The sequence below is a fragment of the Aeromonas sp. QDB56 genome, assembly GCF_027705505.1.
GTDB classification, from domain to species: Bacteria; Pseudomonadota; Gammaproteobacteria; order Enterobacterales; family Aeromonadaceae; genus Aeromonas; species Aeromonas caviae.
In genome coordinates this window covers 1-24,933 of the sequence record NZ_JAPDBZ010000052.1, presented here as the reverse complement: position 1 = coordinate 24,933, position 24,933 = coordinate 1, and the positions used below count along the sequence as shown (strand labels likewise).

Sequence of the window (24,933 nt, the reverse complement as noted above, 5' to 3'; positions counted from 1 at the left end):
CAGAAGTGAAACGCTGTAGCGCCGATGGTAGTGTGGCATTCGCCATGCGAGAGTAGGACACTGCCAGGCACCCAATTTTAGATTACGCATTGAGCGTGGTCTTTACCGGTTAGTGTGCTGATATGGCTCAGTCGGTAGAGCGCATCCTTGGTAAGGATGAGGTCCCCAGTTCGATTCTGGGTATCAGCACCATTAAATAAGAAAGCCTCCCAATAGGGAGGCTTTCTTGTATCTGCCTTTCAGCCATCCATCGCAAATTGCAGTCCTGCAATGTCGCACCTTCTTGTTGCTGAGATATCTTCCCTTTCTATCCCGTATGCTTTCCGGGCGCCGCTTCTCTCTTAAAGGGATCCAGGCTAAGTTGTGGATTGGCAAAGACAACTACGCTTTCGAAGGGGAAAGAACATGCTGATTAGGAATGTGCGTCTGGCGGGCAGGGAAGGGATGTGGCAAATCCTCTGTCAGGGAGGCGTGATCCGGGCCATTGAGCCCATGAGCACTCAGCTGCTCTCTGCCCGCGAGCTTGATGGTGAGCAAGGCCTTGTCATCCCCCCCTTTATCGAACCGCACATTCACCTCGATACCACCCAGACGGCTGGCGAGCCGAGTTGGAACCTCTCCGGTACCCTGTTCGAGGGGATCGAGCGCTGGGCCGAGCGCAAGGCGCTGCTGACCCATGAGGATGTGAAACAGCGAGCCATCCAGACACTGAAATGGCAGATTGCCAACGGCATCCAGTTTGTCCGTACCCACGTGGATGTCTCCGACCCCAATCTGGTCGCTCTGAAGGCGATGCTGGAGGTGCGGGAGGAGATGAAGGAGTGGGTGGAGCTGCAGATAGTGGCCTTCCCACAGGAGGGGATCCTCTCCTACCCCAACGGCAAGGCATTGCTGGAAGAGTCCCTCAAGCTGGGGGCCGACGTGATCGGTGCCATCCCCCATTTCGAGTTCACTCGGGAGTACGGGGTCGAAAGTCTGCACTACGTCTTCGATCTTGCGGAGAAATATCAGGTTTTGATGGATGTGCATTGCGACGAAATCGATGACGAACAGTCCCGTTTTATCGAGACGCTGGCAACCCTGGCCTACGAGCGCGGCATGGGCCATCGGGTGACCGCCAGCCACACCACCGCCATGCATTCCTATAACGGTGCCTATGCGTCGCGACTGTTCAGGCTGCTGAAGATGGCGGACATCAACTTCGTCGCCAATCCGCTGGTGAACATTCACCTGCAGGGGCGCTTCGACAGCTATCCCAAGCGTCGTGGCATCACCCGGGTGAAGGAGATGCTGGAGGCGAACATCAACGTCTGCTTCGGCCACGACGACGTGTTCGATCCCTGGTATCCCATGGGCACGGCCAACATGTTGCAGGTGCTGCACATGGGGCTGCATGTCTGCCAGATCATGGGCTATGAACAGATCAACGACAGTCTCAAGCTCATCGGCAACCACAGCGCCCGCACCCTGAACGTGCAGGATCGCTACGGCATCGAGGTGGACAAGCCCGCCAACCTGCTGATCCTTCCTGCTGAGAATGGTTTTGATGCGGTGCGCCGCCAGGTGCCGGTGCGTTATTCCATCCGCCATGGCAGAGTCATCGCCGATACTCGCCCGGCTGAGACGACCCTCCACCTTGTGAATCCAGAACCGGTAGACTTTCGCCGCTAGGGTCTAGCCGGGTCGATTAATTGCCCGGCTGTCCCCTGCTGTCGAGATTTTGCATAATGCCAACCTGACAATCTTGGAGACTGCTTGATGCAAACCTGGTTATTTGTCGCTGTCGGGGGCGCCTTCGGTGCCTGCCTGCGCTTTGGCATCGCCGAGCTGATGGCATGGCTGCTGGGACGCCACTTTCCCTATGGCACCCTGGTGGTCAACGTGGTGGGTTCCTTCATCATGGGGATTGCCTATGCCCTGATCAGCCATGGTCACGTGGTGGAACACCCGATGAAGCCATTGCTGATGGTGGGTGTCCTCGGTGCCCTGACCACCTTCTCCTCCTTTGCCCTCGATACGGTCGTGCTGGCCCAGCAAGGGGCCTATCTGAAGGCACTGCTCAATATCGGTCTCAATCTGTTCCTCTGTCTGGCCATGGTCGTGCTGGGGATGCAGTTGGTCACAAGCCGGGTTTGAGGTGTCCGCACGCCATCGGCTCTGGTAAACTGGCGGCCATTCTTTGCTCTATGGGTATTTGAGGGATGTCGGAACAGACTACTACTACGCATTTTGGCTATAAAACCGTGGCAGCGACCGAGAAGGAAACCCTGGTCGCCGGTGTCTTTCATTCGGTAGCGGCCAAGTATGATCTGATGAACGATCTGATGTCGTTCGGCATCCATCGCCTCTGGAAGCGCTTTACCATCGACTGCTCCGGTGTCCGCAAAGGACAGAAGGTGCTGGATCTGGCTGGCGGCACAGGGGATTTGACCGCCAAGTTCTCCCGCATCGTGGGTGAGACCGGCCAGGTGGTCCTGGCAGACATCAACGACTCCATGCTCAAGGTGGGCCGCGACAAGCTGCGCAACCTGGGGGTGGCCAACAACGTCTCCTACGTACAGGCCAATGCCGAGGCGCTCCCGTTCCCTGACAACCATTTCGACGTCATCACCATCGGCTTCGGCCTGCGCAACGTCACCGACAAGGACAAGGCGCTTGCCTCCATGTTCCGGGTGCTCAAGCCGGGTGGCCGCCTGCTGGTGCTGGAGTTCTCCAAGCCGGTGAGCGAAGTGATCGCCAAGCTTTATGATCTCTACTCCTTCAAATTGCTGCCGAAAATGGGCGAAATCGTAGCAAACGACAGCGAAAGCTACAAATACCTGGCGGAATCCATCCGCATGCACCCGGATCAGCAGACCCTGGCGGGTATGATAGAGCAGGTCGGGTTCGAGCAGGTGGAGTTCTACAACCTGACCCAGGGCGTGGTCGCCCTGCACCGCGGTTACAAGTTTTAAGGTCGCCTATGCCGATGGATGCCATGGTCACCGCGGTGATCGAAACCAGCCTCAACCAGTTGCTGGCCCTGGACAAACAGAGCCCGGAGCGGTTGCGCAAGCTGACGGGCAAGGTACTCAAACTGGAGCTGCGCGAACTCAAGCCGCTCTGGTTTGTCTTCTCGGAGCGCCGTCTGGATGTGCTGGCCAGGTTTGAAGGCGAGGCGGATGCGGTGTTGAGCCTCTCCCTGACTGCCCTCGGCCTGCTCAAGGAGCCTTCCGCCCTGACCCGCTACATCCGCGAGGAGAAGCTGGACCTGAGCGGTGACCCCCAGCTGGTGCAGGCATTCAGCGCCCTGCTTGGCGAGCTCGATATCGACTGGGAAGAGGAGCTGTCCCGCTACACCGGCGATGTGGTGGCCCACACCCTGTGCAGTGGTGCCCGTCAGGCTCGCCGTTTTGTGGGGCGAGAGTTGTGCCGTTCCCAGCGTCAAGTGGCCGAGTATCTGACCGAGGAGGCGAGGCTTGCCCCGGGTCCGCTGGAAGTGGCGAGCTTCAATGACGATGTCGAAGAGCTGGCCCAACAGATGAAGGCGATCGAGTTGCGGCTTGCCCGCCTCGAACAGCAGGTGAGCTGATGACCCCGAAGGAGTTCAAACGCCTCTATCGCATCGTCAGCATCCTGCTGGAACAGGGCATCGACGAGCTGGTGCCCGCCCGTTATCAGCCCTGGCCTGGCCGTCTGGCCCGTCGCAGTCTGTTCTGGCTCAAGAACAAGCAACAAGGCATGAGCCGTGGCGCCCGTATTCGCCTCGCCTTCGAGGCCCTGGGCCCCATCTTCATCAAGTTCGGCCAGATGCTCTCGACCCGCCGAGACCTGCTGCCCCCCGACATTGCCGAAGAGCTGGCCCTGCTGCAGGACAGGGTGCCTCCCTTCTGTGGTCAGGCCGCCCGTCGCCAGATAGAAGAGAGCCTGGGTTGCCCCGTCGAGACGCTGTTCGATGAGTTCGACGAGACGCCGCTGGCATCCGCCTCCATCGCCCAGGTGCACACCGCCCGGTTGAAGGAGAACGGCCGCGAGATCGTCATCAAGGTGATCCGTCCCGATATCGAGCCGGTCATCGAGGCCGACCTGCGCCTGATGCAGGCCCTGGCCCGTCTGGTGGCCCGTTTCGTGCCCCAGAGCGGACGACTGCGCCCCGTCGAGGTGGTGGAGGAGTATCGCAAGACCATACTCGACGAGCTCAACCTGATGCGCGAAGCGGCCAACGCCATCCAGCTGCGCCGCAACTTCACCGGTTCCGAGGCGCTCTATGTGCCCGAGGTGTTCACGGACCATTGCCGTGAGCAGGTGCTGGTGATGGAGCGTATCTACGGCATTCCGGTCTCCGACATTGCCGCGCTGGAAGCCAACGGCACCAACATGAAGCTGCTGGCCGAGCGCGGAGTGGAGGTGTTCTTCACCCAGGTGTTCCGCGACAGCTTCTTCCACGCCGACATGCACCCGGGCAACATCTTCGTCTCTTTCGAACACCCCGAGAATCCGCTCTGGATCGGCATCGACTGCGGCATCGTCGGCACCCTCAACCGGGAAGACAAGCGCTACCTGGCGGAGAACTTCCTCGCCTTCTTCAACCGCGACTACCGCCGTGTGGCCGAGCTGCACGTGGAGTCTGGCTGGGTACCGCCCGATACCAAGGTGGACGAGTTCGAGTTCGCCATCCGCACCGTGCTGGAGCCCATCTTCGAGAAACCGCTCTCCGAGATCTCCTTCGGCCACGTGCTGCTCAATCTGTTCAACACCGCCCGTCGCTTCAACATGCAGGTGCAGCCGCAACTGGTGCTGCTGCAAAAGACCCTGCTCTATGTGGAAGGGCTGGGTCGCCAGCTTTATCCCCAGCTGGATTTGTGGCAGACCGCCAAGCCCTATCTGGAAAACTGGATGCACGAGCAGGTCGGCCCCAAGGCGGTGTGGAATGCCATCAAGGAGAAGGCGCCGTTCTGGGCGGAGAAACTGCCGGAGCTGCCGGAGCTGGTCTATGAGACCCTGCGTCAGGCCCGCCATCAGCAGCACCACTTCGACCAGATGTTTGCCGATTTCCGTCGCCACAGTCGCCGTCAGGGGCAAGCCCGCTACCTCTTAGGGGTTGGAGCCAGCCTGCTGCTCGCGGGTGTATTCTTGCTGACCCAGAAACAACACATTGAGTGGGGACAAATCAGCCTCGCCGGCGCCGGGTTATGCTGGCTGCTGGGTTGGTTGCGAACCCGTTCCCATTAAATAACCTGCGCCATCGGGCGCCTATCCGGAGAGAAAGTCATGGGTGGTATCAGTATTTGGCAGTTGTTGATCATCGCAGTCATCGTCGTGCTGTTGTTCGGCACCAAGAAATTGCGCGGTATCGGCGGCGATCTGGGCGCGGCGGTCAAGGGGTTCAAGAAGGCGCTCTCCGATGAGCCGGCCGACACCAAACCCGAGCAGAAAGATGCCGAGTTCCCGACCAAGCAGTTGAACGAGACGGCCAGCAACGCCGAAGCCGCCAAGCAGAAAGACAAAGATCAGGCCTAAGCCATGTTCGACATCGGTTTTTGGGAGCTGGTCGTCATCGGCGTCGTCGCCTTGGTGGTGCTGGGTCCCGAGCGGTTGCCGGTTGCGATCCGCACCGCCAGCCACTGGATAAGGCTGATCCGCAGCACCGCCAACTCGGTCAAGGCCGAGCTGGAACAGGAGCTCAAGTTGCAGGATCTGCACAACGATCTGAAGAAGGCCGAACGGTTGCAGATGAACAACCTGAGCCCCGAGCTGCAGGAATCCATCGAGCAGTTGAAAGCGGCCGCCCAGTCGGTGAATCGTCCCTATCAGGGGGAGAACGAGATCCGCCCGCCTCGGGAGCCCGCCCAGGCCGAGCCAGCCACTCCGGTGGCGGCCTCGGTGCCCGTGACCTCAGAGGTGCCACCGGTCAACAGTCAGCGAGAGAGCGAGCCTGTGCCCGCCAGCGAGTCCGCAGCCAAGGGGGAGGGTAAGCCATGAGTCAGGCAGAACAACCCCTCATCAGCCATCTGGTGGAGCTGAGAACCCGTCTGCTGCGTTCCATCACCGCCATTCTGCTGGTGTTCATTGCGCTGATCTACTTCTCCAACAACATCTACGACTTCGTGGCCCAGCCGCTGCTCAGCCAGTTGCCAGCAGGCACCAGCATGATAGCGACGGATGTGGCGACCCCCTTCATCACGCCCATCAAGCTGACCCTGGTGGTCTCCTTCTTCGTGGCGATCCCTTATCTGCTCTACCAAGCCTGGGCCTTCATTGCCCCCGGTCTGTACCAGCATGAACGGCGTCTCATCATGCCGCTGGTCGCCTCCAGTGCCGTGTTGTTCTACGCCGGCATGGCGTTTGCCTACTACGTGGTGTTCCCCCTGGTGTTCGGTTTCTTCACCAGTACCGCCCCCGCCGGGGTGACGGTGGCGACCGACATCGCCAGCTACCTGGACTTCGTGCTGACCCTGTTCTTCGCGTTCGGGGTGGCGTTCGAGATCCCGGTGGCCACCATACTGCTCTGCTGGACCGGGGTGACCACCCCCAGGAGCCTGAAGGAGAAGCGCCCTTACGTCATCGTCGGGGTCTTCGTGGTCGGTATGTTGCTGACGCCGCCCGATGTCTTCTCCCAGACCCTGCTCGCGATCCCCATGTGGGGCCTGTGGGAGATAGGTCTGTTCTTCGCCCGCTTCTACGTGAAGAAAGAGGACGAGGAGCAGCAACAAACGGAAGAGGGGAGCTGAGGCTCCCTTCCTCTTTTCATGCATCCGTTCGAGGCGTATGGTAAGGCCCCATCGAGTAGATGGTTTTCAAATGCCTGATATGCACCTCGTTTGTCCGGAACCCCTGACTCCATGATCGACATCGGTTTGAACCTGACCAGCAGCCAGTTCGCCGGCGAACAGGCCGACCTGGTTGAACGCGCGCGCGCCGCCGGGGTGGAAGCCTTGATCCTGACCGGCACCGATCTGGCTGGCAGCCGCGAGAGCGCCGCATTGGCCGCCCGCTGGCCCGGTTACTGCTTATCCACCGCCGGGGTACATCCCCACGATGCCAAAAGCGTCGATGAGGCGACCCTGCCCGCCTTGCGCGAACTGGCGGCCCTGCCCCAGGTGGTGGCCATCGGCGAGTGCGGTCTCGACTACAACCGGGACTTCTCCCCCCGTCCGGTGCAGGACGCGGTGTTTGACGCCCAGCTGGCGCTCGCCGCCGATCTCGGGATGCCGGTGTTTCTCCACTGCCGCGATGCCCATGACAAATTCGTCGAGATCCTGCGCCCCTGGTTGCCCCGCCTGCCGGGGGCCGTGCTGCACTGCTTCACCGGCTCCGACGCCGAGCTGGACGAGTGCCTGGCGCTGGGGCTGCATATCGGGGTGACCGGCTGGCTCTGTGACGAGCGCCGTGGCCAGCTGCTGCGCGAGCAAGTGGCCCGCATTCCGGCGGGTCGCCTGATGATAGAGACAGACGCCCCCTACCTGGTGCCGCGGGATCTGAAACCCAGACCCAAACGCAACGAACCCGCTTTTTTGCCGCACATCGCCCAGGTGGTGGCGGCCTGCCGTGGTGAAGCGCCCGAGGCCTTGCTGGCCCATACCCGGGCCACCTCCGCCGCATTCTTCCAACTTCCGCTTTTGGAGTGATTCATGGCCACAACTCTTCCGGGGGCCTTCCCGGGCCGTCGCCTGCGCCGGGTGCGCAAACATGACTTCAGCCGCCGCCTGGTGCGCGAGAACGTACTGACCGTCGACGATCTCATCTATCCCGTGTTCGTGCTGGAGGGAGAGGGTCAGCGAGAGGCCGTTGCCTCCATGCCGGGGGTGGACAGGCTCTCCATCGATCTGCTGCTCGAAGAGGCCGCCGAACTGGTGGCCCTGGGTGTGCCGGCGGTGGCCCTGTTCCCGGTGACGCCGCTGGAGAGAAAGAGTCTGATGGCGGAAGAGGCCTACAACCCGGATGCCCTGGCCCAGCGGGCGACCCGTGCCCTCAAGGCTCGCTTCCCGGAGCTCGGGGTCATCACCGATGTGGCGCTCGACCCCTTCACCACCCATGGCCAGGACGGCATCATCGATGACGAAGGCTATGTGCAGAACGACATCACCACCGAGATCCTGGTGAAGCAGGCGCTCTCCCATGCCGCCGCCGGGGCCGACATGGTGGCCCCGTCCGACATGATGGACGGCCGCATCGGTGCCATCCGCGCCGCGCTGGAGGAGAATGGCTTCGTCAACGTGCAGATCATGGCCTACTCCGCCAAGTACGCCTCCCACTACTACGGCCCGTTCCGCGATGCGGTGGGCTCCGCCGCCAACCTCGGCAAGAGCAACAAGGCCACCTACCAGATGGATCCGGCCAACGGCAACGAAGCCCTGCACGAAGTGGCCCTCGACATCGCCGAAGGGGCGGACAGCGTCATGGTCAAGCCGGGCATGCCCTACCTGGACATCATCCGCCGGGTGAAGGATCAGTTCGGCGTGCCGACCTTCGCCTATCAGGTGAGCGGCGAGTACGCCATGCACATGGCGGCGATCCAGAATGGCTGGCTCAAGGAGAAGGAGTGCGTGATGGAATCCCTGCTCTGCTTCAAGCGGGCCGGGGCCGATGGCATCCTCACCTACTTCGCCAAGCGGGTCGCCCAGTGGTTGAAAGAGGACGCCCGACGCTGAGGCGGGGAGTGTCCATGCCCTCACAATGCCGGCCCTCGGGCCGGCATTGTCGTCTCTGGTAGATGAAATGCTGGTTTTATGAACAAAATGCCTGAAAAAGTGGGCAACATGCCCGTCTCTTGGCGGCAAAGGCTTGATAAATGGGGTTTCTGCCTACATCTTAGATGGTCCAAGCAAGCTTCTGGACGGCAGGGGCTGCAGAGCATTTAGAGGTACCGCAGATGACTAACCCTTTGCTGACAATGGACTCGCTGCCTCCCTTCAGCCAGATCCAGCCCGATCAGGTGCAACCTGCCGTGACGCAGGCCATCGCCGATTGCAAACAGAAGATTGAGGACGTGCTGGCCCAGAAGGAGCCTCACACCTGGGACAGCCTGATCGCCCCGCTGGAAGAGGTCAACGACCGCCTCTCCCGGATCTGGTCCCCCATCAGCCACCTCAACGCCGTGCAGAACAGCGAGGCGCTGCGGGCGGCTCACGATGCCTGCCTGCCGCTGCTGTCTGAATTCCAGACCTATGTCGGTCAGCATGAAGGGCTCTATCAAGCCTATCTGGCCCTCTCCGAGAGCGATGACTTCCCCCGGCTGGATGATGCCCAGCGCAAGGAGATCCTGAACACCCTGCGCGATTTTCGCCTCTCCGGCATCGGTCTGCCTGCCGAGGCGCAGCAGCGTTACGGCGAGATCCAGGCCCGCCTCTCGGAGCTCGCCTCCCGTTTCAGCAACAACGTGCTGGACGCGACCCAGGGCTGGCACAAGCTGGTGACCGACGAGGCCGAGCTGGCCGGTCTGCCCGCGAGCGCCCAGGCTGCCGCGCGCCAGATGGCCGAACTCAAGGGCAAGGAGGGGTGGCTGTTCACCCTGGACATCCCCTCCTATCTGCCGGTGATGATGTATGCCGACAGCCGCGCCCTGCGTGCCGAGCTGTATGAGGCCTTCACCACCCGCGCCTCCGACCAGGGCCCCAACGCCGGCAAGTGGGACAACTCCGCCATCATGACCGAGTTGCTCACCCTGCGCCGGGAGCTGGCCCGACTGCTGGGCTTTGCCAACTATGCCGAGCTCTCCCTCGCGACCAAGATGGCGGACAAGCCGGAGCAGGTGGTGGAGTTCCTCACCGACCTGGCTGCCAAGTCCCTGCCCCAAGGCAAGGCGGAGCTCGAAGAGATCCGCGCCTTTGCCGCCGAGCAGCACGGTCAGGACGAACTGGCGGCCTGGGATCTTGCCTATTACGCAGAAAAGCTCAAACAGCACAAGTTTTCGGTCTCTGATGAGCAGTTGCGTCCTTATTTCCCCGCTGGTCGGGTCGTGAAGGGGCTGTTCGAGGTGGTCAAGCGGGTGTTCGGCATGAAGGTGCGCGAGCGTCTCGGCATCGACACCTGGCACCCGGACGTGCGCTTCTACGACATCTTTGACGCCGATGACGAGCTGCGCGGCAGCTTCTACCTGGATCTCTACGCCCGTGAGCACAAGCAGGGCGGCGCCTGGATGGATGTCTGCCTGGGTCGCCGCTACCGTCAGGACGGCTCCCTGCAAAAGCCGGTGGCCTACCTGACCTGCAACTTCAACGGCCCGGTAGACGGCAAGCCGGCCCTGTTTACCCACAACGAAGTGGTCACCCTGTTCCACGAGTTCGGCCACGGCATTCACCACATGCTGACCCGCATCGATGTGGCTGGCGTGGCTGGCATCAACGGCGTGGCCTGGGATGCGGTGGAGCTGCCGAGCCAGTTCCTCGAGAACTGGTGCTGGGAATCCGAGGCGCTGGCCTTCATCTCCGGCCATTACGAGACCGGGGAGCCGCTGCCCGCCGATCTGCTGGAGAAGATGCTGACCGCCCGCAACTTCCAGGCGGCGATGCAGATGCTGCGCCAGCTGGAGTTCGCCCTGTTCGACTTCCGTCTGCACCAGACCTTTGACCCGACCAGAGCGGATCAGATCCCTGCGCTGCTGGATGAGGTGCGCAGCCAGGTCGCCGTGATGACGCCTCCGACGTTCAACCGCTTCCAGCACAGCTTCTCCCACATCTTCGCGGGCGGCTACGCGGCGGGCTACTACAGCTACAAGTGGGCCGAGGTACTCTCTGCCGACGCCTTCTCCCGCTTCGAGGAGGAGGGGATCTTCAACCCGGCCACGGGCCACTCCTTCCTGAAGAACATTCTGGAAAAGGGCGGCTCCAGGGAGCCGATGGAGCTGTTCCGTGCCTTCCGTGGCCGGGAGCCCCAGGTGGATGCGCTGCTGCGTCACAGCGGTATCGCCGCGTGAGGTCCCGCCGCCACAGTGAGCCTCGATTGGATGAGCTGCCGCGCCACTTCGGGAGCTTCAAGCAGGTACACATTTGCGGCATAGTGGGATCGAAACGTGATTTTTGATAGAAAAAGGGACCTTTTGGTCCCTTTTTCCAAGCCTTTTTAATATCTTGCGGAGTGCATGTTTGCACTGTCCCCGCCTCTTCAGTAGAGTCGGGTTCTACCTTCCAGGGAGAGAAAGAACCTTGCCATGAGGCGAGCACTCGAGTCTGTCTATCAAATCATCTCCAGCCTGTCTCATTCGAGTGGTCAGGGATATTTTGATGCCTTTGTGAGTGAAATCGCCAACGCGGTGGGGGCTGACTTCGTCCTGGTGTCCGGCAAGGATCAGGCGGGTCTGTTCTTTACCGTGCATGCCGCCTATCCCGCCTCCCTCGACATCAACTCCTACAGCTTCCCCCTCGCCGACACTCCGGGCGAGATCGCCATGCAACAGGGTGAAGCCTGGTTCAGTGATCGCACCCGCCAGCTGTTCCCCCACGCCGCCGTGCTGGAGCGCTGCGAGGTGAGAGCCTATGCCGGCGTCGCGCTCAAGAACGCCGAGGGAGAGACCATCGGCCTGTGCAGTGTCATGTTCAAGCGGGCCATGCCGAGAATGGAGAAGATAGTGGGCCTGCTGCGTCTGCTGGCCCCGCTCGCCGGTCGTGAACTGGCGCTGATGTATCAGCAGCGCCAGAGCCAGGAGCAGCCGGCGCAACCGGAACATCACCACTTCCTGGACACCATGATGTCCCATGCGCCCGTGGGCATCGGCAAGGTGGATCTGGGCGGCAAGATCCTCTGGGCGAACCCGGCCATCGAGAAGATGCTCGGCTACAGCCAGGAGGAGCTGCAACAGCTCACCGTCGCCGAAATCAACCATCCGGACGACTGGCAGACCAGCATTGCGCTCTACGACGCCCTCAAGCGGGGAGAGCGTCCCGCGTTTACTCAGGAGAAGCGTTATCTCCATCGGGATGGGACCGTCCTGTGGGGGCGGGTGACGGTGACCCTGATCCGCAACGAGCAGATGCACCCCGACTATCTCATGGTGGTGCTGGAGAACATCGATCCCATCAGGCGCCATGCGGAGCAGCTCAAGCTCTCCCACCGGGTCTATGACAACCTCTCCGAAGCCATTCTGGTGTGCGATGCCGACAGTCGCATCATCTCGGTCAATCCGGCCTTCGAGAAGATCACCGGTTACAGCGAGGAGGAGGCGTGTGGCCAGCGGCCCAGCATGCTCAAGTCCGGACTGCACGATCAGACCTTCTATGCGGACATGTACCACGCCCTGGAGCGGGTGGGGATCTGGCGTGGGGAGGTGTGGAACAAGCGCAAGAACGGCAAGCTCTATCCCCAGCAGCTGATGATCAGCGCCGTGCGGGAAGGGGGCAAGATCAGTCAGTACATCGCCATCTTCAGCGATCTTTCCCAGACCAAGCTGGCGGAGCAGAAGATCGCCGCCCAGGCCAACTACGACAACCTCACCGGCCTGCCCAACCGCTGGCTGTTCGGTCGCTGTCTGGCCCGCTTCTGCGAGCGGGGGGAGCGCTTCGCCCTCATGGTGCTCGACCTCAACAACTTCAAGGCGGTCAACAACAGCATGGATCACCATGTGGGCGACGCCCTGCTGCGGGAAGTATCGGATCGGCTGGTGAGCCGGGTGCGCACCGAGGACCTGGTGGCCCGCATCGGCGGCGACGAGTTTGCCTTCCTGGTGCCCGGCATCGTCAACCGCCGTCAGGCCGAGGTGTTTGCCAAGCAGGTGATCGGCGGCTTTGCCCGTCCCTTCATGCTGGCCAACCAGCACCTCTATGTGACCGCCACCCTGGGGATCACCCTCTGTCCCAATGACGGCGGCGACAGCGACGAGCTCTTGCGCAATGCCGAGCAGGCCCTGTTCGTCGCCAAGCGCCAGGGACGCCCCCTCGGCACCTACAACGCCTCCATGCGGGAAGAGGTGAGCCAGCGCCACCAGATGCAGCACGATCTGGCGGAGGCCATCAAGCTGGGCCAGCTGACCATGGCCTACCAGCCCATCTGGGACAACCGCAGCGGCCGGGTCGCCAAGCTGGAGGCCCTGGTGCGCTGGTATCACCCCCACTGGGGTCAGGTCTCACCGGCGGATTTCATCCCGCTGGCGGAAGAGGCGGGGCTCATCCAGGGGCTGGGTGCCCTGGTGCTGTGGCAGTCTTGCCGGGATCTGGCCAGATTGCAGCAGTCCGGCTTCCCGGATCTGCAGATGTCCATCAACCGCTCCACCCTGGAGTTCCAGACCATAGACCCGGAGGCCAACGAGTGGCTCAGGGTGATCCGCCACTTCGAGCTGGATCCGGCGGACATCATCATCGAGATCACCGAATCCCTGCTGATGGAGACCAGCGATCAGCACAGGGTGCGGATCGATGCCCTGCGCGAGGCGGGCTGCAACCTGGCCATCGACGACTTCGGCACCGGCTATTCGGCACTGAACTACCTGCGTACCTTCCCGGTGGATCTGGTGAAGATCGATCGCTCCTTCGTGCGCCACATCCCCTTCAACGAGCAGGACCGCCTGCTGCTCGACGGCATCATCAACATCGTGCACAACCTCGGCATGCAGGTGGTGATCGAAGGGGTGGAGACCCGAGAGCAGCTCAACTTCCTCTGCCAGAAGGGGTGCGCCTTCACCCAGGGGTATCTGCTCAGCCGCCCGCTGCCCTTCGACGATCTGACCGAGTACCTGAGTCTCAACCGTCAGGGAATGAACCTGGCGAATCTGACCACGGTGAGCTGACCCCCCGCTTCTGCTATCATGCCGGCTTCTGCGCCGTGATGAGTCCATGTTATGCCCCATATTCAGGTTTTCAGTGAAGTGCCCGCCCGCGATGGCGAGCTCGACGCCCTGCGCCAGCGCCTTGCCGACGTGGCGTTTCCCGCTCCTTTCGCCCTGGTGCTGACCGAATTGCGGTTGGAGCTGCGCAAGCTGGACGAACCCAAGCTGGGGGCCGTCTATGTGGACTTCGTGGAAGGGGCGGTGGCCCATAGGCGCAAGTTCGGTGGCGGGCGCGGCCAGTCCATCGCCAAGGCGGTGGGATTGAAGTCGGGAGCCATGCCGACCGTGGTGGATGCCACCGCCGGGCTCGGGCGCGATGCCTTCGTGCTCGCCTCCCTCGGTTGCAAGGTGACGCTTATTGAGCGCAGCCCCGTGGTGGCTGCCCTGCTCCAGGACGGTCTGACCCGGGCGGGGCAGGATCCCGAGATAGGCCCCTGGGTGCGCGAGCGGATGCAACTGCTGCAAGGCCCGGCGGTGGAAACCCTGCTGACGCTGACCGAGCGGCCGGAGGTCATCTACCTGGACCCCATGTTCCCCCACAAGCAGAAGTCGGCGCTGGTGAAAAAAGAGATGCGGGTGTTCCAGTCCCTGGTGGGGGCGGATCTCGACGCGGATGCCCTGCTGCCGGCGGCGCTCAGGATGGCTGACAAGCGGGTGGTGGTGAAGCGGCCCGACTATGCGGGCTGGCTCAACGAGCACAAGCCCAGCATGGCCATCGAGACCAAGAGCAACCGCTTCGACGTCTATGTGATGGCGGCGCTGGCGAGTTGAGTGGCGACTGGCAGGGAGTCTGAGCGTCAAACGAAGAGGGCCAACCTGATCAGGTTGGCCCTCTTGCTATTCATTGGCTGCGGGGTGGGGCGAAGTGGATCCGCTTTTCTTCCCCTTGCCAGACGAGTTCCAGGGTCGCCAGGTCCGCCAGGCTGAGGCGCTCAGCGCGCTCCAGCAGCAGATATTCGACTCCGTCGCTGGCTTCTATGGTGCGGATCCTGTCCGCCCAGGTTCGTCCATCCCGGTCGGTGATCGTGACGGGCAGTTGCCAGCTGGCGGCGATCTCCAGCCAGTCGTACAGGTCACAGCTGACGGGTTGGTAATCGGCCATGGGGTGTGCGCCTCAGGCTTCCAGCAGCCGGGTGGACCAGCCCATCTTCTGCTGGCGCTCCACCTCGAGGCGCAGCTCGCTGGCGCGCAGGTAATGCTCGTCCAGCCAACCCTTGGGCAGGGTCAGGGTCAGGGCATCTTCATCGGCTTGCAGCATGAACCTGGGCACAGTGCCCTGGGTCCGGCGCATGCAGAGGATGAGGGAGATGCGCAGGATACGGGCCAACCGGATCGCCTGGCGACCGGTGACGGCGCCCTGTTTCTCCAGCGGCTCCAGCTTGAATTCATCCCGCTGGTTGAACAGCAGGGCCGACAGCAGCTTCTTCTGCGCGGGGGTGAAGCCCGGCATGTCGATGTTGTCGATGATGTAGGCGGCGTGCTGCGGCGCCTTCTTGTACTCGATGCACAGACCGATTTCGTGCAGCAGGGCTGCGTAGCGCAGGATCGGGCGACCGTAGCGCTTGGAGAGGCGCCAGGCCGGCTGCAACTGGGTGAACGCCTCGATGGCGGTGTCGCGGACCCGCTCGGCGTGCTCCTTGTCGAGCTGGTAGCGGCTGATCAGGCTGTCGGCGGTGCGATCCCGGGCATCACAGTCGTGATTGTTGCCGAGCAGGCCGTAGATGAGCCCTTCACGCAGTGCACCACCCGCCAGGGTCATGCTCTCGATGTCGAGGGTCTCGAAGATGGCGATCAGGATGGCGAGACCGGAGGGGAACACGGTCAGCCGTTCGGCCGCCAGCCCTTCGAGCTGCAACTTATCGAGTCTGCCGCAGGCGATGGCCTGACCCATCAGCTCTTGCAACTTGGGCAGGGTGACCCGCTCGCTCTTGCCCTGGGCCAGCATGATCTCCTGCAGTGCCTGGACGGTGCCGGAGGCGCCGACGCAGGTGCGCCAGCCGAGGACACGGTAGTCCGCAGCCACTTTCTCCAGTACCGCCTTGGCGGCGGCAATGGCCTGGTTGAAGCGCGCCTCGGAGAGCTCGCCATCACCGAAGTGGTTGTTGAGCCAGGTGACGCAGCCCATGTGCAGGCTGTTGAGCAGCTTGGCTTCGCTCTGCTCGCCGATCACCAGCTCGGTGCTGGCGCCGCCGATGTCGATCACCAGCCGGTTGCCTTCCCCTGCCGACGTCCAGGAGACACCTTCATAGATGGTCTTGGCTTCTTCCTCGCCCGAGATGATCTCGATGCTGTGGTTGAGCACCCGTTCCGCTTCGCTGATGAATTCGTCGACGTTGGTGGCCAGGCGCAGGGTGGCGGTGCCCACTACCCGGATGTTGTCGGACGGGATGTCCTGCAACTGCTCGGAGAAGAGGCGCAGACAATCCCAGCCCCGCTCCATGGCGGCACGGTTGAGGCGAAAATCGGCATCGAGGCCCGCGGCGAGGCGTACCTTGCGCTTGACCTTGGTGACGGTGCGCAGGGCACCGGCGACCTCGCGCACCACCAGCATGTGAAAGCTGTTGGAGCCGAGGTCGATGGCGGCATAGAGAGGCGAGTTGTGCAACTTGGCCGATCCCTCAGTTCTTGCGGGGGGGACGACGACGGTTGTTGCTGTTGCCACCGCCCTGGCGATCCCGCATGTTGCGGTTCACCGGCTGGCGGTTGCGGAACACCCGTTTTGGCGCGGTGACGTCATCCAGCAGCGCCTCGCGGTCATACTTGCTGACCGGGATGGGGTGGTGGATGTACTCCTCGATGGCCGGCAGGTTGAAGGCATAGTCTTCACAGGCCAGGCTGATGGAGTGACCGCTTCTGCCGGCGCGGCCGGTACGACCGATGCGGTGGACATAGTCTTCGGCATCGTCGGGCAGGTCGTAGTTGAAGACGTGGGTCACGTCGGGGATGTGCAGACCACGGGCGGCCACGTCGGTGGCGACCAGGATATCCAGGGTGCCCTTGGTGAACTCTTCCAGGATTTTCATCCGCTTCTTCTGCGGCACGTCGCCAGTCAGCAGGCCGACGCGGTGGCCGTCGTTCTCCAGCCAGGCGTGAACGTCTTCACAGACGTGCTTGGTGTTGGCGAAGACGATGGCTTTCTCGGGCCACTCCTCTTCCATCAGGGAGAGCAGCAACAACATCTTGTCTTCGTTGGAGGGGTAGAAGAGCTCCTCCTTGATCCGCACGCCGGTCATCTGTTCCGGTTCGACCTGCACATGTTCCGGGTGGTTCATGTGTTCATAGGCCAGCTCCTGCACCCGCAGGGAGAGGGTGGCGGAGAACAGCATGCTCAGACGCTCGGTGGCGGGGGGCATGCGGCGGAACAGGAAACGGATGTCCTTGATGAAGCCGAGATCGAACATGCGATCCGCTTCATCCAGTACCACGACCTGGATGTTGCCGAGATCGATGACCTTGGACTTGAAGTAGTCGATGATGCGACCCGTGGTGCCGATAAGGATGTCGACGCCCTGTTCCAGCACGGCCAGCTGCTTGTCGTAGCCTTCGCCACCATAGGCGAGACCGAGCTTGAGCCCGGTGGAGGCTGACATGCTCTCTGCATCGTTATAGATCTGGACGGCCAGCTCCCGGGTCGGGGCCATGATGATGGCGCGGGGCTGGTTGATGAGGCGCGGCCTGGTCAGCGGATGGGTCAGCAAATAGTTGAATGTCGCCGCCAGGAAAGCCAGGGTTTTGCCGGTCCCCGTCTGAGCCTGACCGGCGAGGTCATGACCTTCAACCAGCAGGGGCAGGGACAGTGCCTGGATGGGCGTACAATAGTGAAATCCCTTTGATTCCAGACCAGCCAGAACTTCGGGTTCGAGGCCCATTTGGGCGAATTTTTCGGTCGTTAGATGTGTTTTGCTCATGGCGGTAGGTTATCAGGTTAGGCTTGCAATAATAAACAGGATCATTTCAAATAGGGCAACTATTGCCTTTGTTGAACCATCAATAAAGCCTTAATTACTGACTGGAGTTGGAGATGAGTGACAAGATTGTTCAGCTGAGCGATGCCAGCTTCGAGGCCGATGTAATCAACGCCGACAGCCCTGTTCTGGTCGATTTCTGGGCCGAATGGTGTGGACCGTGCAAGATGATTGCCCCGATCCTGAACGAAGTTGCTCAGGAATATGAAGGTCGCGTGACCGTGGCGAAATTGAACATCGATCATAACGCCGACACTCCGCCCAAGTACGGCATTCGTGGTATCCCGACCCTGCTGCTGTTCAAGAATGGTGAAGTGGCAGCGACCAAGGTCGGCGCCCTGTCCAAGACCCAACTGAAAGAGTTCCTGGACGGCAACCTGTAATAATCAAGAAGGAGCGCATTGCAATAATGCGCTCCTTGTGTTTTATCACCTAGACGCTCACCCTGATTGGTGCTAGTTTATCGCTCGTTTGCTAACCTTTTTGCCTGACTCTTTGCTTAACTACCAGCCTGGCAAGTCAAATCCGATCAGCATCAATCCAGCAGACTGTCTCCTCATTTCAATCCTTGCTTACAGACTTTCACCACTATGAATCTGACTGAACTTAAGAACACTCCTGTGTCCGAGCTGGTCCAGCTTGGCGAATCCATGGGGTTGGAAAATCTGGCTCGGGCGCACAAGAAAGACATTATCTTTGCAATCCTCAAGGCGCACGCCAAGGGCGGCGAGGATATCTTTGGCGACGGTGTGCTGGAAATCCTGACCGACGGTTTCGGTTTCCTGCGCAGTGCAGACGGCTCTTATCTCGCTGGTCCGGATGACATCTATGTCTCCCCGAGCCAGATCCGCCGCTTCAACCTGCGTACCGGCGATACCATTTCCGGCAAGATCCGGCCGCCGAAAGAGGGCGAGCGCTATTTCGCCCTGCTCAAGGTCAACGACGTCAACTACGACCGTCCGGAAAACTCCCGCAACAAGATCCTGTTTGAAAACCTCACTCCCCTGCACGCCAACGAGCGTCTGCGCATGGAGCGTGGCAACGGTTCCACCGAAGACATCACCGCCCGTGTACTGGATCTGGCATCCCCGATCGGCAAGGGCCAGCGCGGTCTCATCGTTGCACCGCCCAAGGCCGGTAAGACCATGCTGCTGCAGAACATCGCCCAGAGCATCGCCTACAACCACCCGGATTGTGAGCTGATCGTGCTGCTGATTGACGAGCGTCCGGAAGAAGTGACCGAGATGCAGCGGATGGTGAAGGGCGAAGTCATCGCCTCCACCTTCGACGAGCCGGCCTCCCGTCACGTCCAGGTCGCCGAAATGGTGATCGAGAAGGCCAAGCGTCTGGTCGAGCACAAGAAGGACGTGGTGATCCTGCTGGACTCCATCACCCGTCTGGCCCGCGCCTACAACACCGTCATCCCGTCTTCCGGCAAGGTGCTGACCGGTGGTGTGGACGCCAACGCCCTGCACCGTCCGAAGCGTTTCTTCGGTGCGGCGCGCAACGTCGAAGAGGGCGGCAGCCTGACCATCATCGCCACCGCGCTGATCGATACCGGCTCCAAGATGGATGAAGTCATCTACGAAGAGTTCAAGGGTACCGGCAACATGGAACTGCACCTCTCGCGCAAGATTGCCGAGAAGCGCGTCTACCCGGCCATCGACATCACCCGTTCCGGCACCCGCAAGGAAGAGCTGCTGACCGCCCCGGACGAGCTGCAGAAGATGTGGATCCTGCGCAAGATCATTCACCCCATGGGCGAGATCGACAGCATCGAGTTCCTCATCGACAAGCTGGCTGCGACCAAGACCAACGACGAGTTCTTCGACTCCATGAAGCGTCAACAGAAGTAACAGCCTCTTCAATGACAAAACCGCGGCCCAGGTCGCGGTTTTTGTTTATCTATTTCACGGCTGGCTTAGTAGTATGAAGCCTCGATGTCACAAGGAAAGGGACGTCATGAAGCTGGTGTTGTTCATATGGATGGGTTGGTTGTGGCTGGCGGCCCCGGTGCATGCCGACTCCCCGCCGCAATTGCAGGCTCCCCTGGTGGCGGACGAGGGACTGGAGGGGCATCGGGCGTACCTGGACGGCCGCATGGCGCTCGGGCAGTTTGATGCCATGGACTCGTTGCTCGAGACCCTGTCGGTGGGGCAGCGGGAGTTCCTGTTGTTCCAGTTGCTGGGTGAGCTCAAGTCATCGGGCGCACCGAGCCCGGCGCTGCTGGCCTGGGTGCGGGCACAAGCGGCCAAGGCGCCACAATGGCTGGTGGAAGGGAAGGTGGACGGTTTCCTGGTGCAGCTACCCGCCTATGACTTCCCCGCCGAGGCCCGGCTGGTGTTGAGCCACTGGCAGCAGCTGGCCTGGCAGGACAACTATCGCCAGTTGCTGGAGCAGGATCGCTTCGACTTCAAGCAGGTCTACTACAGCCGCAATCCCGAGCTGGCACAGCAGCAGCAGGCCCTGCTGGCGGTGCTCGATCGGCAGCCGGTATCCGTGCTGCGCCGGGAGGCGCAGCGGCTTGCCGCCCTCAATCTCTTCCTGCCGGACAACCAGTTGCTGCTGCACTTCATCGAACAGACCGGGGAGACGGCACTCTACCTCAAGCTGTGGCGTCAGCCAGTGGATCACGATAGCCTGACTGCGCTACACACCATTTCCCGCTTTTATTCAGGTCAGGAGGCGAGCGATCTGCTGATCGCCGCCAGCCAGAACAGCCGCCTGATGGTCCCCGCCCTGCACCAGCTCAGCCGCCTCTCCCCCTTGCCGGACGGGGCCCAGCAGTTCCTCCTGGCCGAACTCGGCAAGCACCAGTATGGCGGGCTGGTGGCCGGCCTGTTGTTGCAGATGGACGAGCCCAGGCTCCTGGGTCAATTGGCAAACCGGTTGACGCTTCAGGAGCGGCGACACGCCTCGTCCGTCATGAGGTCCGATACGGGTACACCGGATACGCCGCCAGGGTTATAATGCGGGACCACCTGATCCCGCTGGGGTACTTGCATGAAATACAAGGACTTGCGTGATTTTATCGCGCAGTTGGAACAAAACGGACAGCTCAGGCGCATCAGTCGCGAGATAGACCCCTATCTGGAGATGACCGAGATCAGCGACCGTACCCTGCGTGCGGGGGGCCCGGCTCTGCTGTTTGAGAATCCCAAGGGCTACACCATGCCGGTGTTGACCAACCTGTTCGGCACGCCGGACCGGGTTGCCATGGGCATGGGCCAGCCCAACGTCAGCGCCCTGCGCCAGGTGGGGACCTGGCTCTCCTATCTGAAAGAGCCGGAGCCGCCTCGCGGGCTCAAGGAGCTGATGGAGAAGCTGCCCATCTTCAAGCAGGTGCTCAACATGCCGACCAAGCGGCTCTCTTCGGCCCCCTGTCAGCAGGTGGTGCTGGAAGGGGACGCGGTGGATCTGGATCAGATCCCCATCCAGCACTGCTGGCCCGGGGATGTGGCGCCCCTGGTCACCTGGGGTCTGACCATCACCCGCGGTCCCTACAAGAAGCGGCAGAACCTCGGCATCTATCGCCAGCAGAAAATCGGCAAGAACAAGCTGATCATGCGCTGGCTGGATCACCGGGGCGGCGCCATCGATTTTCGCGAGTGGCAGGAGGCCCACCCGGGCGAACGCTTCCCGGTGGCGGTGGCGCTGGGCGCCGATCCGGCGACCATCCTGGGCGCGGTGACGCCGGTCCCGGACAGCCTCTCCGAATACGCCTTTGCCGGTCTGCTGCGGGGCAGCCGTACCGAGGTGGTGAAGGCGCTGAGCTGCGATCTGGAAGTGCCCGCCAGCGCCGAGATCGTGCTGGAAGGCTATCTGGAGCCGGGGGAGATGGCCCCCGAAGGGCCTTACGGCGATCACACCGGCTACTACAACGAAGTGGACGAGTTCCCGGTCTTCACCATCACCCACATGACCATGCGCCGGGATGCCATCTACCACAGCACCTACACCGGCCGTCCGCCCGATGAGCCGGCGGTGCTCGGGGTGGCGCTCAACGAGGTGTTCGTGCCGCTGTTGCAGAAGCAGTTCCCCGAGATAGTGGACTTCTACCTGCCGCCGGAGGGGTGCTCCTACCGGATGGCGGTGGTGACCATCAAGAAGCGTTACCCTGGCCACGCCAAGCGGGTGATGCTGGGAGTCTGGTCCTTCCTGCGCCAGTTCATGTACACCAAGTTCGTGATCGTCTGCGATGACGACATCAACGCCCGCGACTGGAAGGACGTGATCTGGGCCATCACCACCCGGATGGACCCGGCTCGCGACACCACCCTGATCGAGCACACCCCCATCGACTACCTGGACTTCGCCTCTCCGGTCTCCGGGCTCGGCTCCAAAATGGGGCTGGATGCCACCAACAAGTGGCCGGGGGAGAGCAATCGGGAGTGGGGTCAGCCCATCGTTCAGGACGAGGCGGTAAAGCAGAAGATCGATGCCATCTGGGATGAGCTGAAGATCCTCGACTGAGGGATCCCCGATGGGGCGCGGCCATTGTGACGCAAAAGTGCGGTATTGCCGTGCCGAATTGGGTATGCTCGACGGACCTGACCACCAACTGGTCGCCATAAAAACAGTGAAACCATGAGCGAAGCGGGCCGGGCAGGCCCCTCACAAGGACAAGAATGCAACGTATCAAGTGCCGCGTAGAGGAACTGCGCGAATATGTCGACACCATCTGGCACGTGGCGCTGGCGCCGCAGCAGGAGGTGAGCTTCAAGCCGGGCCAGTATCTGCTGGTGGTGATGAGCGATTCGGACAAGCGCCCCTTCTCCATCGCCAACTCGCCGACCCGCTCCGGCGTGCTGGAGCTGCAGATCGGTGCCACTCCCGAGAATGCCTATGCCGGTCAGGTGCTGGCCCGCATGCGCGAGCAGGGAGAGATCGAGGTCGAGCTGGCCGCCGGCAAGGCGTTCCTGCGCGACGAATCCCCCCGACCGCTGATCCTGATGGCGGGAGGCACCGGCTTCTCCTATGCCCGCGCCATCCTGGAATACCTGATCGGCAGCGGCAGCAAGCGTCCGGTGTTCCTCTACTGGGGGGTACGCCAGGCGCACTGGCTCTACGAGCTGGAGCAGATGCAGCAGTGGGAGCGCGACTATGCGCCGCTGACCTTCATTCCCGTGGTGCAGGAGCCCGAGAGCGACTGGACCGGCAGGACCGGGCTGGTGCACAAGGCCATCATGGATGACTTCGTCAGCCTGCATGACTACGACATCTATGTGGCGGGCCGCTTCGAGATGGCCGGTGCCGCGCGGGAAGAGTTCAAGGTGCTGGGCGCCGAGCCCGAGCGCATCTTCGGCGATGCCTACGAGTTTATCTGACCACGGCCAACCGCAGAGCGTCGATCTGCCCCCTTATCGTCTTGCGAGAGAAGGGGGATGAGAAACTCGTTGTCCCCATAAAAACGACAAACCCCAGCCTGGCTGGGGTTTGTGCTATCTACGGCGGGTCACGCCGGATCATTCGCCCTTGGCAGCGAGCTGCTGCTCGAGCTGGGTCAGCTTGGCCTCGAGGGCGGTCAGCTTCTCCCGGGTGCGCAGCAGCACCTTGGTCTGCACGTCGAACTCCTCGCGGCTCACCAGATCCAGCTTGTTGAGCTGGGCCTGCAAGACCTGACGGGTCTTTTTCTCCACCTCTTCACCCATGCTGCGAATGCCGGGGGGTAGGGCGTTGTGTATCTGTTTGGCGATCTCTTCCAGTTTTTTCGGGTCGATCATGGGGGTCTCCTTAAGCAATGGCGCCATTCTACCGACAAATCGTCCCCTTTGCCGAGATCGGAGCGGCTTTTTGCGCCATGGATCCAGCCGGGCTCTGGTCGGGTCTGGTTGATGTACCCTGGCTGCTACCCTGTGACACCGGGAATCAATTCCAATTCCTTGATGGTGTACACAAAAAAATCAGATCAGATGACTGACCAGAGGCTTATTAATTGTTGCGTTGCTGTTAATATGATTCGGTCGGGTTTGAACCCTACCCCGTCAGGCTCATCATGGATAACAACATAAAAGAGATAAGGATATGAAGAAAAAGCTAATTTACGCGGCCGTCGTCAGTGCGCTGCTGAGCGGTTGTGGTGGCAGTGACGACAACACAGGCGATACCTCAAGCTATCTCGATTATCTGCTGAGCGGCTCCAATGCAGTCCGACCCAGCGCCCTGGCAGCCCGTGCGACCGACGGTACCCTGAAATTCTCCACGGAAACGGCGGATCTCTCCAACCCGGTGTCCGCCCTCTCCACCCTGGATGGCTGGTCGACTACCCAGGCGATCCAGATAGTGCCGGTGACGGCCTCCGGCATCCAGGTCAAGGCGCCGGCCGCTGCTGAATTCGCAGCCTCCGTGGCCCCCCTCTACCTGATGGAGCTGGAGTTTGACAGTGCGGCCCTGCGTCCGAGCGGCGTGAAAAAGGTGCTGACCTACGGGGTGGACTTCGTGGTGGCCGAGACGACCGGGAAGCTGAATCTGGTGCCGCTCAAGCCGCTCAACCCCTCTTCCTACTACATGATAGTGGCGACCGATACCCTCAAAGACAGCACGGGTGCCCCCCTGCGACCGGGTAGCGACTACAGCAACTACAAGACCAGCACCGGCAGCAACGCCCAGGAGCAGACCATCAGCGGCCTGATTGCGCTGCAGGAAGGGCTGTTCAAGGCTGCCACCGGCATCACTAGCGACCACGTGATCTTCTCCGACTGGTTCGGTACCCAGTCCGGCGCCGACGTGCTGGTGGCGGTGAAAGGGGCGGCCGCATCCGTGCTCAAGAGCCCGACCCTGGACGCTGCCGCCCTGTGGAAGCAGGACGCCTTGGGCAATACCAGCCTGCCTGGCACCTATACCCTGTCCATGTACAGGACCTTAAGCGTTGAGTCCCTTTAAAACTCCTTCCAAGGTCCTGTTCTGTATCGATTTTCTCTGCTTGGTTCGGCAAGCGTTCTTGGCCAAATAATCAGCTGCCCATTCCAGTCTTTCCCTTATTTCTGTCAGCGCTCTATGGGCCACTGCTTCCAATAGCGGCAACCACCATGTCGTACTGTTCTTTGACGCTTTCAACATCGATAGCTTCCCTGTCATCACACTCTGCGCGACCCGCCTTTTCATCACCAGCGACAGCAAACTCGTCCACACCAATCCCTCGGCGATGGCTTTCTCCCCCGTCACAAACCCCTTGAGCCGGTTGTGCGATTTCCACTCTTTAAATAACAACTCCACCTGCCAACGGCAGCGATA

General features: G+C 61.5%; 22 protein-coding genes, 1 tRNA gene and 2 pseudogenes. 20 read left to right on the top strand and 5 right to left on the bottom strand.

Annotated features, from left to right (window positions below; translation table 11 throughout):
- The first annotated feature begins 116 nt into the window (after window positions 1–116).
- From OKB81_RS10410 to OKB81_RS10345, 14 genes are all read left to right on the top strand, one after another.
- A tRNA-Thr gene (locus OKB81_RS10410) sits at window positions 117–192 on the top strand.
- 213 nt (window positions 193–405) lie between these two features.
- Window positions 406–1,671: a cytosine deaminase gene (locus tag OKB81_RS10405; RefSeq protein WP_053288919.1), complete on the top strand. Its 1,266-nt coding sequence runs from the start codon at window positions 406–408 to the stop codon at window positions 1,669–1,671.
- 87 nt (window positions 1,672–1,758) lie between these two features.
- On the top strand, window positions 1,759–2,136 hold the full coding sequence (gene crcB, locus OKB81_RS10400) for a fluoride efflux transporter CrcB (protein WP_041212051.1): 378 nt from the start codon (window positions 1,759–1,761) through the stop codon (window positions 2,134–2,136).
- A gap of 65 nt (window positions 2,137–2,201) precedes the next feature.
- Entirely contained in the window at window positions 2,202–2,954 is a 753-nt protein-coding gene (ubiE, locus tag OKB81_RS10395) for a bifunctional demethylmenaquinone methyltransferase/2-methoxy-6-polyprenyl-1,4-benzoquinol methylase UbiE (protein ID WP_270805233.1), read from the top strand.
- Between the two features lie 8 nt (window positions 2,955–2,962).
- The gene (locus OKB81_RS10390) at window positions 2,963–3,571 is read left to right on the top strand and encodes a ubiquinone biosynthesis accessory factor UbiJ (protein ID WP_029313421.1); all 609 of its coding nucleotides are present in this window, start codon (window positions 2,963–2,965) and stop codon (window positions 3,569–3,571) included.
- A complete protein-coding gene (gene ubiB / locus OKB81_RS10385; protein WP_041212050.1) occupies window positions 3,571–5,211 on the top strand; it encodes a ubiquinone biosynthesis regulatory protein kinase UbiB in 1,641 nt (546 codons plus the stop codon). The genes OKB81_RS10390 and ubiB overlap by 1 nt, the downstream gene beginning before the upstream one ends.
- A 39-nt stretch (window positions 5,212–5,250) precedes the next feature.
- A complete protein-coding gene (tatA, locus tag OKB81_RS10380) occupies window positions 5,251–5,499 on the top strand; it encodes a Sec-independent protein translocase subunit TatA (RefSeq protein WP_010672358.1) in 249 nt (82 codons plus the stop codon).
- 3 nt (window positions 5,500–5,502) lie between these two features.
- Window positions 5,503–5,961 carry a Sec-independent protein translocase protein TatB gene (tatB, locus tag OKB81_RS10375; protein WP_053288918.1) on the top strand — a complete coding sequence of 153 codons (459 nt, stop codon included), beginning with the start codon at window positions 5,503–5,505 and terminating at the stop codon, window positions 5,959–5,961.
- A complete protein-coding gene (gene tatC, locus OKB81_RS10370) occupies window positions 5,958–6,710 on the top strand; it encodes a twin-arginine translocase subunit TatC (RefSeq protein ID WP_053288917.1) in 753 nt (250 codons plus the stop codon). The genes tatB and tatC overlap by 4 nt, the downstream gene beginning before the upstream one ends.
- Before the next feature lie 111 nt (window positions 6,711–6,821).
- Window positions 6,822–7,607, top strand: a complete 786-nt coding sequence (locus OKB81_RS10365; RefSeq protein WP_053288916.1) for a TatD family hydrolase — start codon at window positions 6,822–6,824, stop codon at window positions 7,605–7,607.
- Between the two features lie 3 nt (window positions 7,608–7,610).
- Window positions 7,611–8,630: a porphobilinogen synthase gene (gene hemB / locus OKB81_RS10360; protein WP_039041081.1), complete on the top strand. Its 1,020-nt coding sequence runs from the start codon at window positions 7,611–7,613 to the stop codon at window positions 8,628–8,630.
- 221 nt (window positions 8,631–8,851) lie between these two features.
- Window positions 8,852–10,894: an oligopeptidase A gene (gene prlC, locus OKB81_RS10355; RefSeq protein ID WP_114523030.1), complete on the top strand. Its 2,043-nt coding sequence runs from the start codon at window positions 8,852–8,854 to the stop codon at window positions 10,892–10,894.
- A gap of 234 nt (window positions 10,895–11,128) precedes the next feature.
- Complete coding sequence (locus OKB81_RS10350) at window positions 11,129–13,696, top strand: putative bifunctional diguanylate cyclase/phosphodiesterase (RefSeq protein WP_053288914.1); 2,568 nt, start codon at window positions 11,129–11,131, stop codon at window positions 13,694–13,696.
- A gap of 51 nt (window positions 13,697–13,747) precedes the next feature.
- The gene (locus OKB81_RS10345) at window positions 13,748–14,506 is read left to right on the top strand and encodes a class I SAM-dependent methyltransferase (RefSeq protein WP_234917073.1); all 759 of its coding nucleotides are present in this window, start codon (window positions 13,748–13,750) and stop codon (window positions 14,504–14,506) included.
- A gap of 70 nt (window positions 14,507–14,576) precedes the next feature.
- On the opposite strand, the gene OKB81_RS10340 is transcribed toward OKB81_RS10345, so the two are convergent.
- From OKB81_RS10340 to rhlB, 3 genes are read right to left on the bottom strand one after another with little or no spacing between them, the layout of a single operon-like run.
- Window positions 14,577–14,837 (bottom strand): Rho-binding antiterminator, encoded by a 261-nt coding sequence (locus OKB81_RS10340; RefSeq protein WP_041214156.1) that lies wholly within the window; start codon window positions 14,835–14,837, stop codon window positions 14,577–14,579.
- 12 nt (window positions 14,838–14,849) lie between these two features.
- Window positions 14,850–16,340, bottom strand: coding sequence for a guanosine-5'-triphosphate,3'-diphosphate diphosphatase (gppA, locus tag OKB81_RS10335; RefSeq protein WP_042017418.1), 1,491 nt, complete (start codon window positions 16,338–16,340; stop codon window positions 14,850–14,852).
- Window positions 16,341–16,353: 13 nt separating this feature from the next.
- The gene (gene rhlB / locus OKB81_RS10330; RefSeq protein ID WP_049636361.1) at window positions 16,354–17,643 is read right to left on the bottom strand and encodes an ATP-dependent RNA helicase RhlB; all 1,290 of its coding nucleotides are present in this window, start codon (window positions 17,641–17,643) and stop codon (window positions 16,354–16,356) included.
- A 113-nt stretch (window positions 17,644–17,756) separates the two neighbouring features.
- Here rhlB and trxA point away from each other — a divergent pair, with 113 nt between their 5' ends.
- The 5 genes from trxA (at window position 17,757) to fre (ending at window position 23,027) form a co-directional block, all read left to right on the top strand.
- Entirely contained in the window at window positions 17,757–18,083 is a 327-nt protein-coding gene (gene trxA, locus OKB81_RS10325; protein WP_010672369.1) for a thioredoxin TrxA, read from the top strand.
- 207 nt (window positions 18,084–18,290) lie between these two features.
- Window positions 18,291–19,556: a transcription termination factor Rho gene (gene rho / locus OKB81_RS10320; RefSeq protein ID WP_010672370.1), complete on the top strand. Its 1,266-nt coding sequence runs from the start codon at window positions 18,291–18,293 to the stop codon at window positions 19,554–19,556.
- 106 nt (window positions 19,557–19,662) lie between these two features.
- Complete coding sequence (locus tag OKB81_RS10315; RefSeq protein ID WP_010672371.1) at window positions 19,663–20,670, top strand: hypothetical protein; 1,008 nt, start codon at window positions 19,663–19,665, stop codon at window positions 20,668–20,670.
- 33 nt (window positions 20,671–20,703) lie between these two features.
- The gene (gene ubiD / locus OKB81_RS10310; RefSeq protein WP_010672372.1) at window positions 20,704–22,173 is read left to right on the top strand and encodes a 4-hydroxy-3-polyprenylbenzoate decarboxylase; all 1,470 of its coding nucleotides are present in this window, start codon (window positions 20,704–20,706) and stop codon (window positions 22,171–22,173) included.
- A gap of 155 nt (window positions 22,174–22,328) precedes the next feature.
- Window positions 22,329–23,027 (top strand): NAD(P)H-flavin reductase, encoded by a 699-nt coding sequence (fre, locus tag OKB81_RS10305; RefSeq protein WP_010672373.1) that lies wholly within the window; start codon window positions 22,329–22,331, stop codon window positions 23,025–23,027.
- A 138-nt stretch (window positions 23,028–23,165) separates the two neighbouring features.
- Here fre and ubiK read toward each other — a convergent pair whose 3' ends face one another.
- Window positions 23,166–23,423, bottom strand: a complete 258-nt coding sequence (ubiK, locus tag OKB81_RS10300) for a ubiquinone biosynthesis accessory factor UbiK (protein WP_270805232.1) — start codon at window positions 23,421–23,423, stop codon at window positions 23,166–23,168.
- A gap of 301 nt (window positions 23,424–23,724) precedes the next feature.
- On the opposite strand from ubiK, the pseudogene OKB81_RS10295 reads away from it, so the two are divergent.
- Window positions 23,725–24,552, top strand: a pseudogene (locus tag OKB81_RS10295) (VolA/Pla-1 family phospholipase); the annotation flags it as partial.
- A 9-nt stretch (window positions 24,553–24,561) separates the two neighbouring features.
- Here the strand turns inward: OKB81_RS10295 and OKB81_RS10290 are convergent.
- Window positions 24,562–24,933, bottom strand: a pseudogene (locus OKB81_RS10290) (IS4 family transposase); the annotation flags it as partial.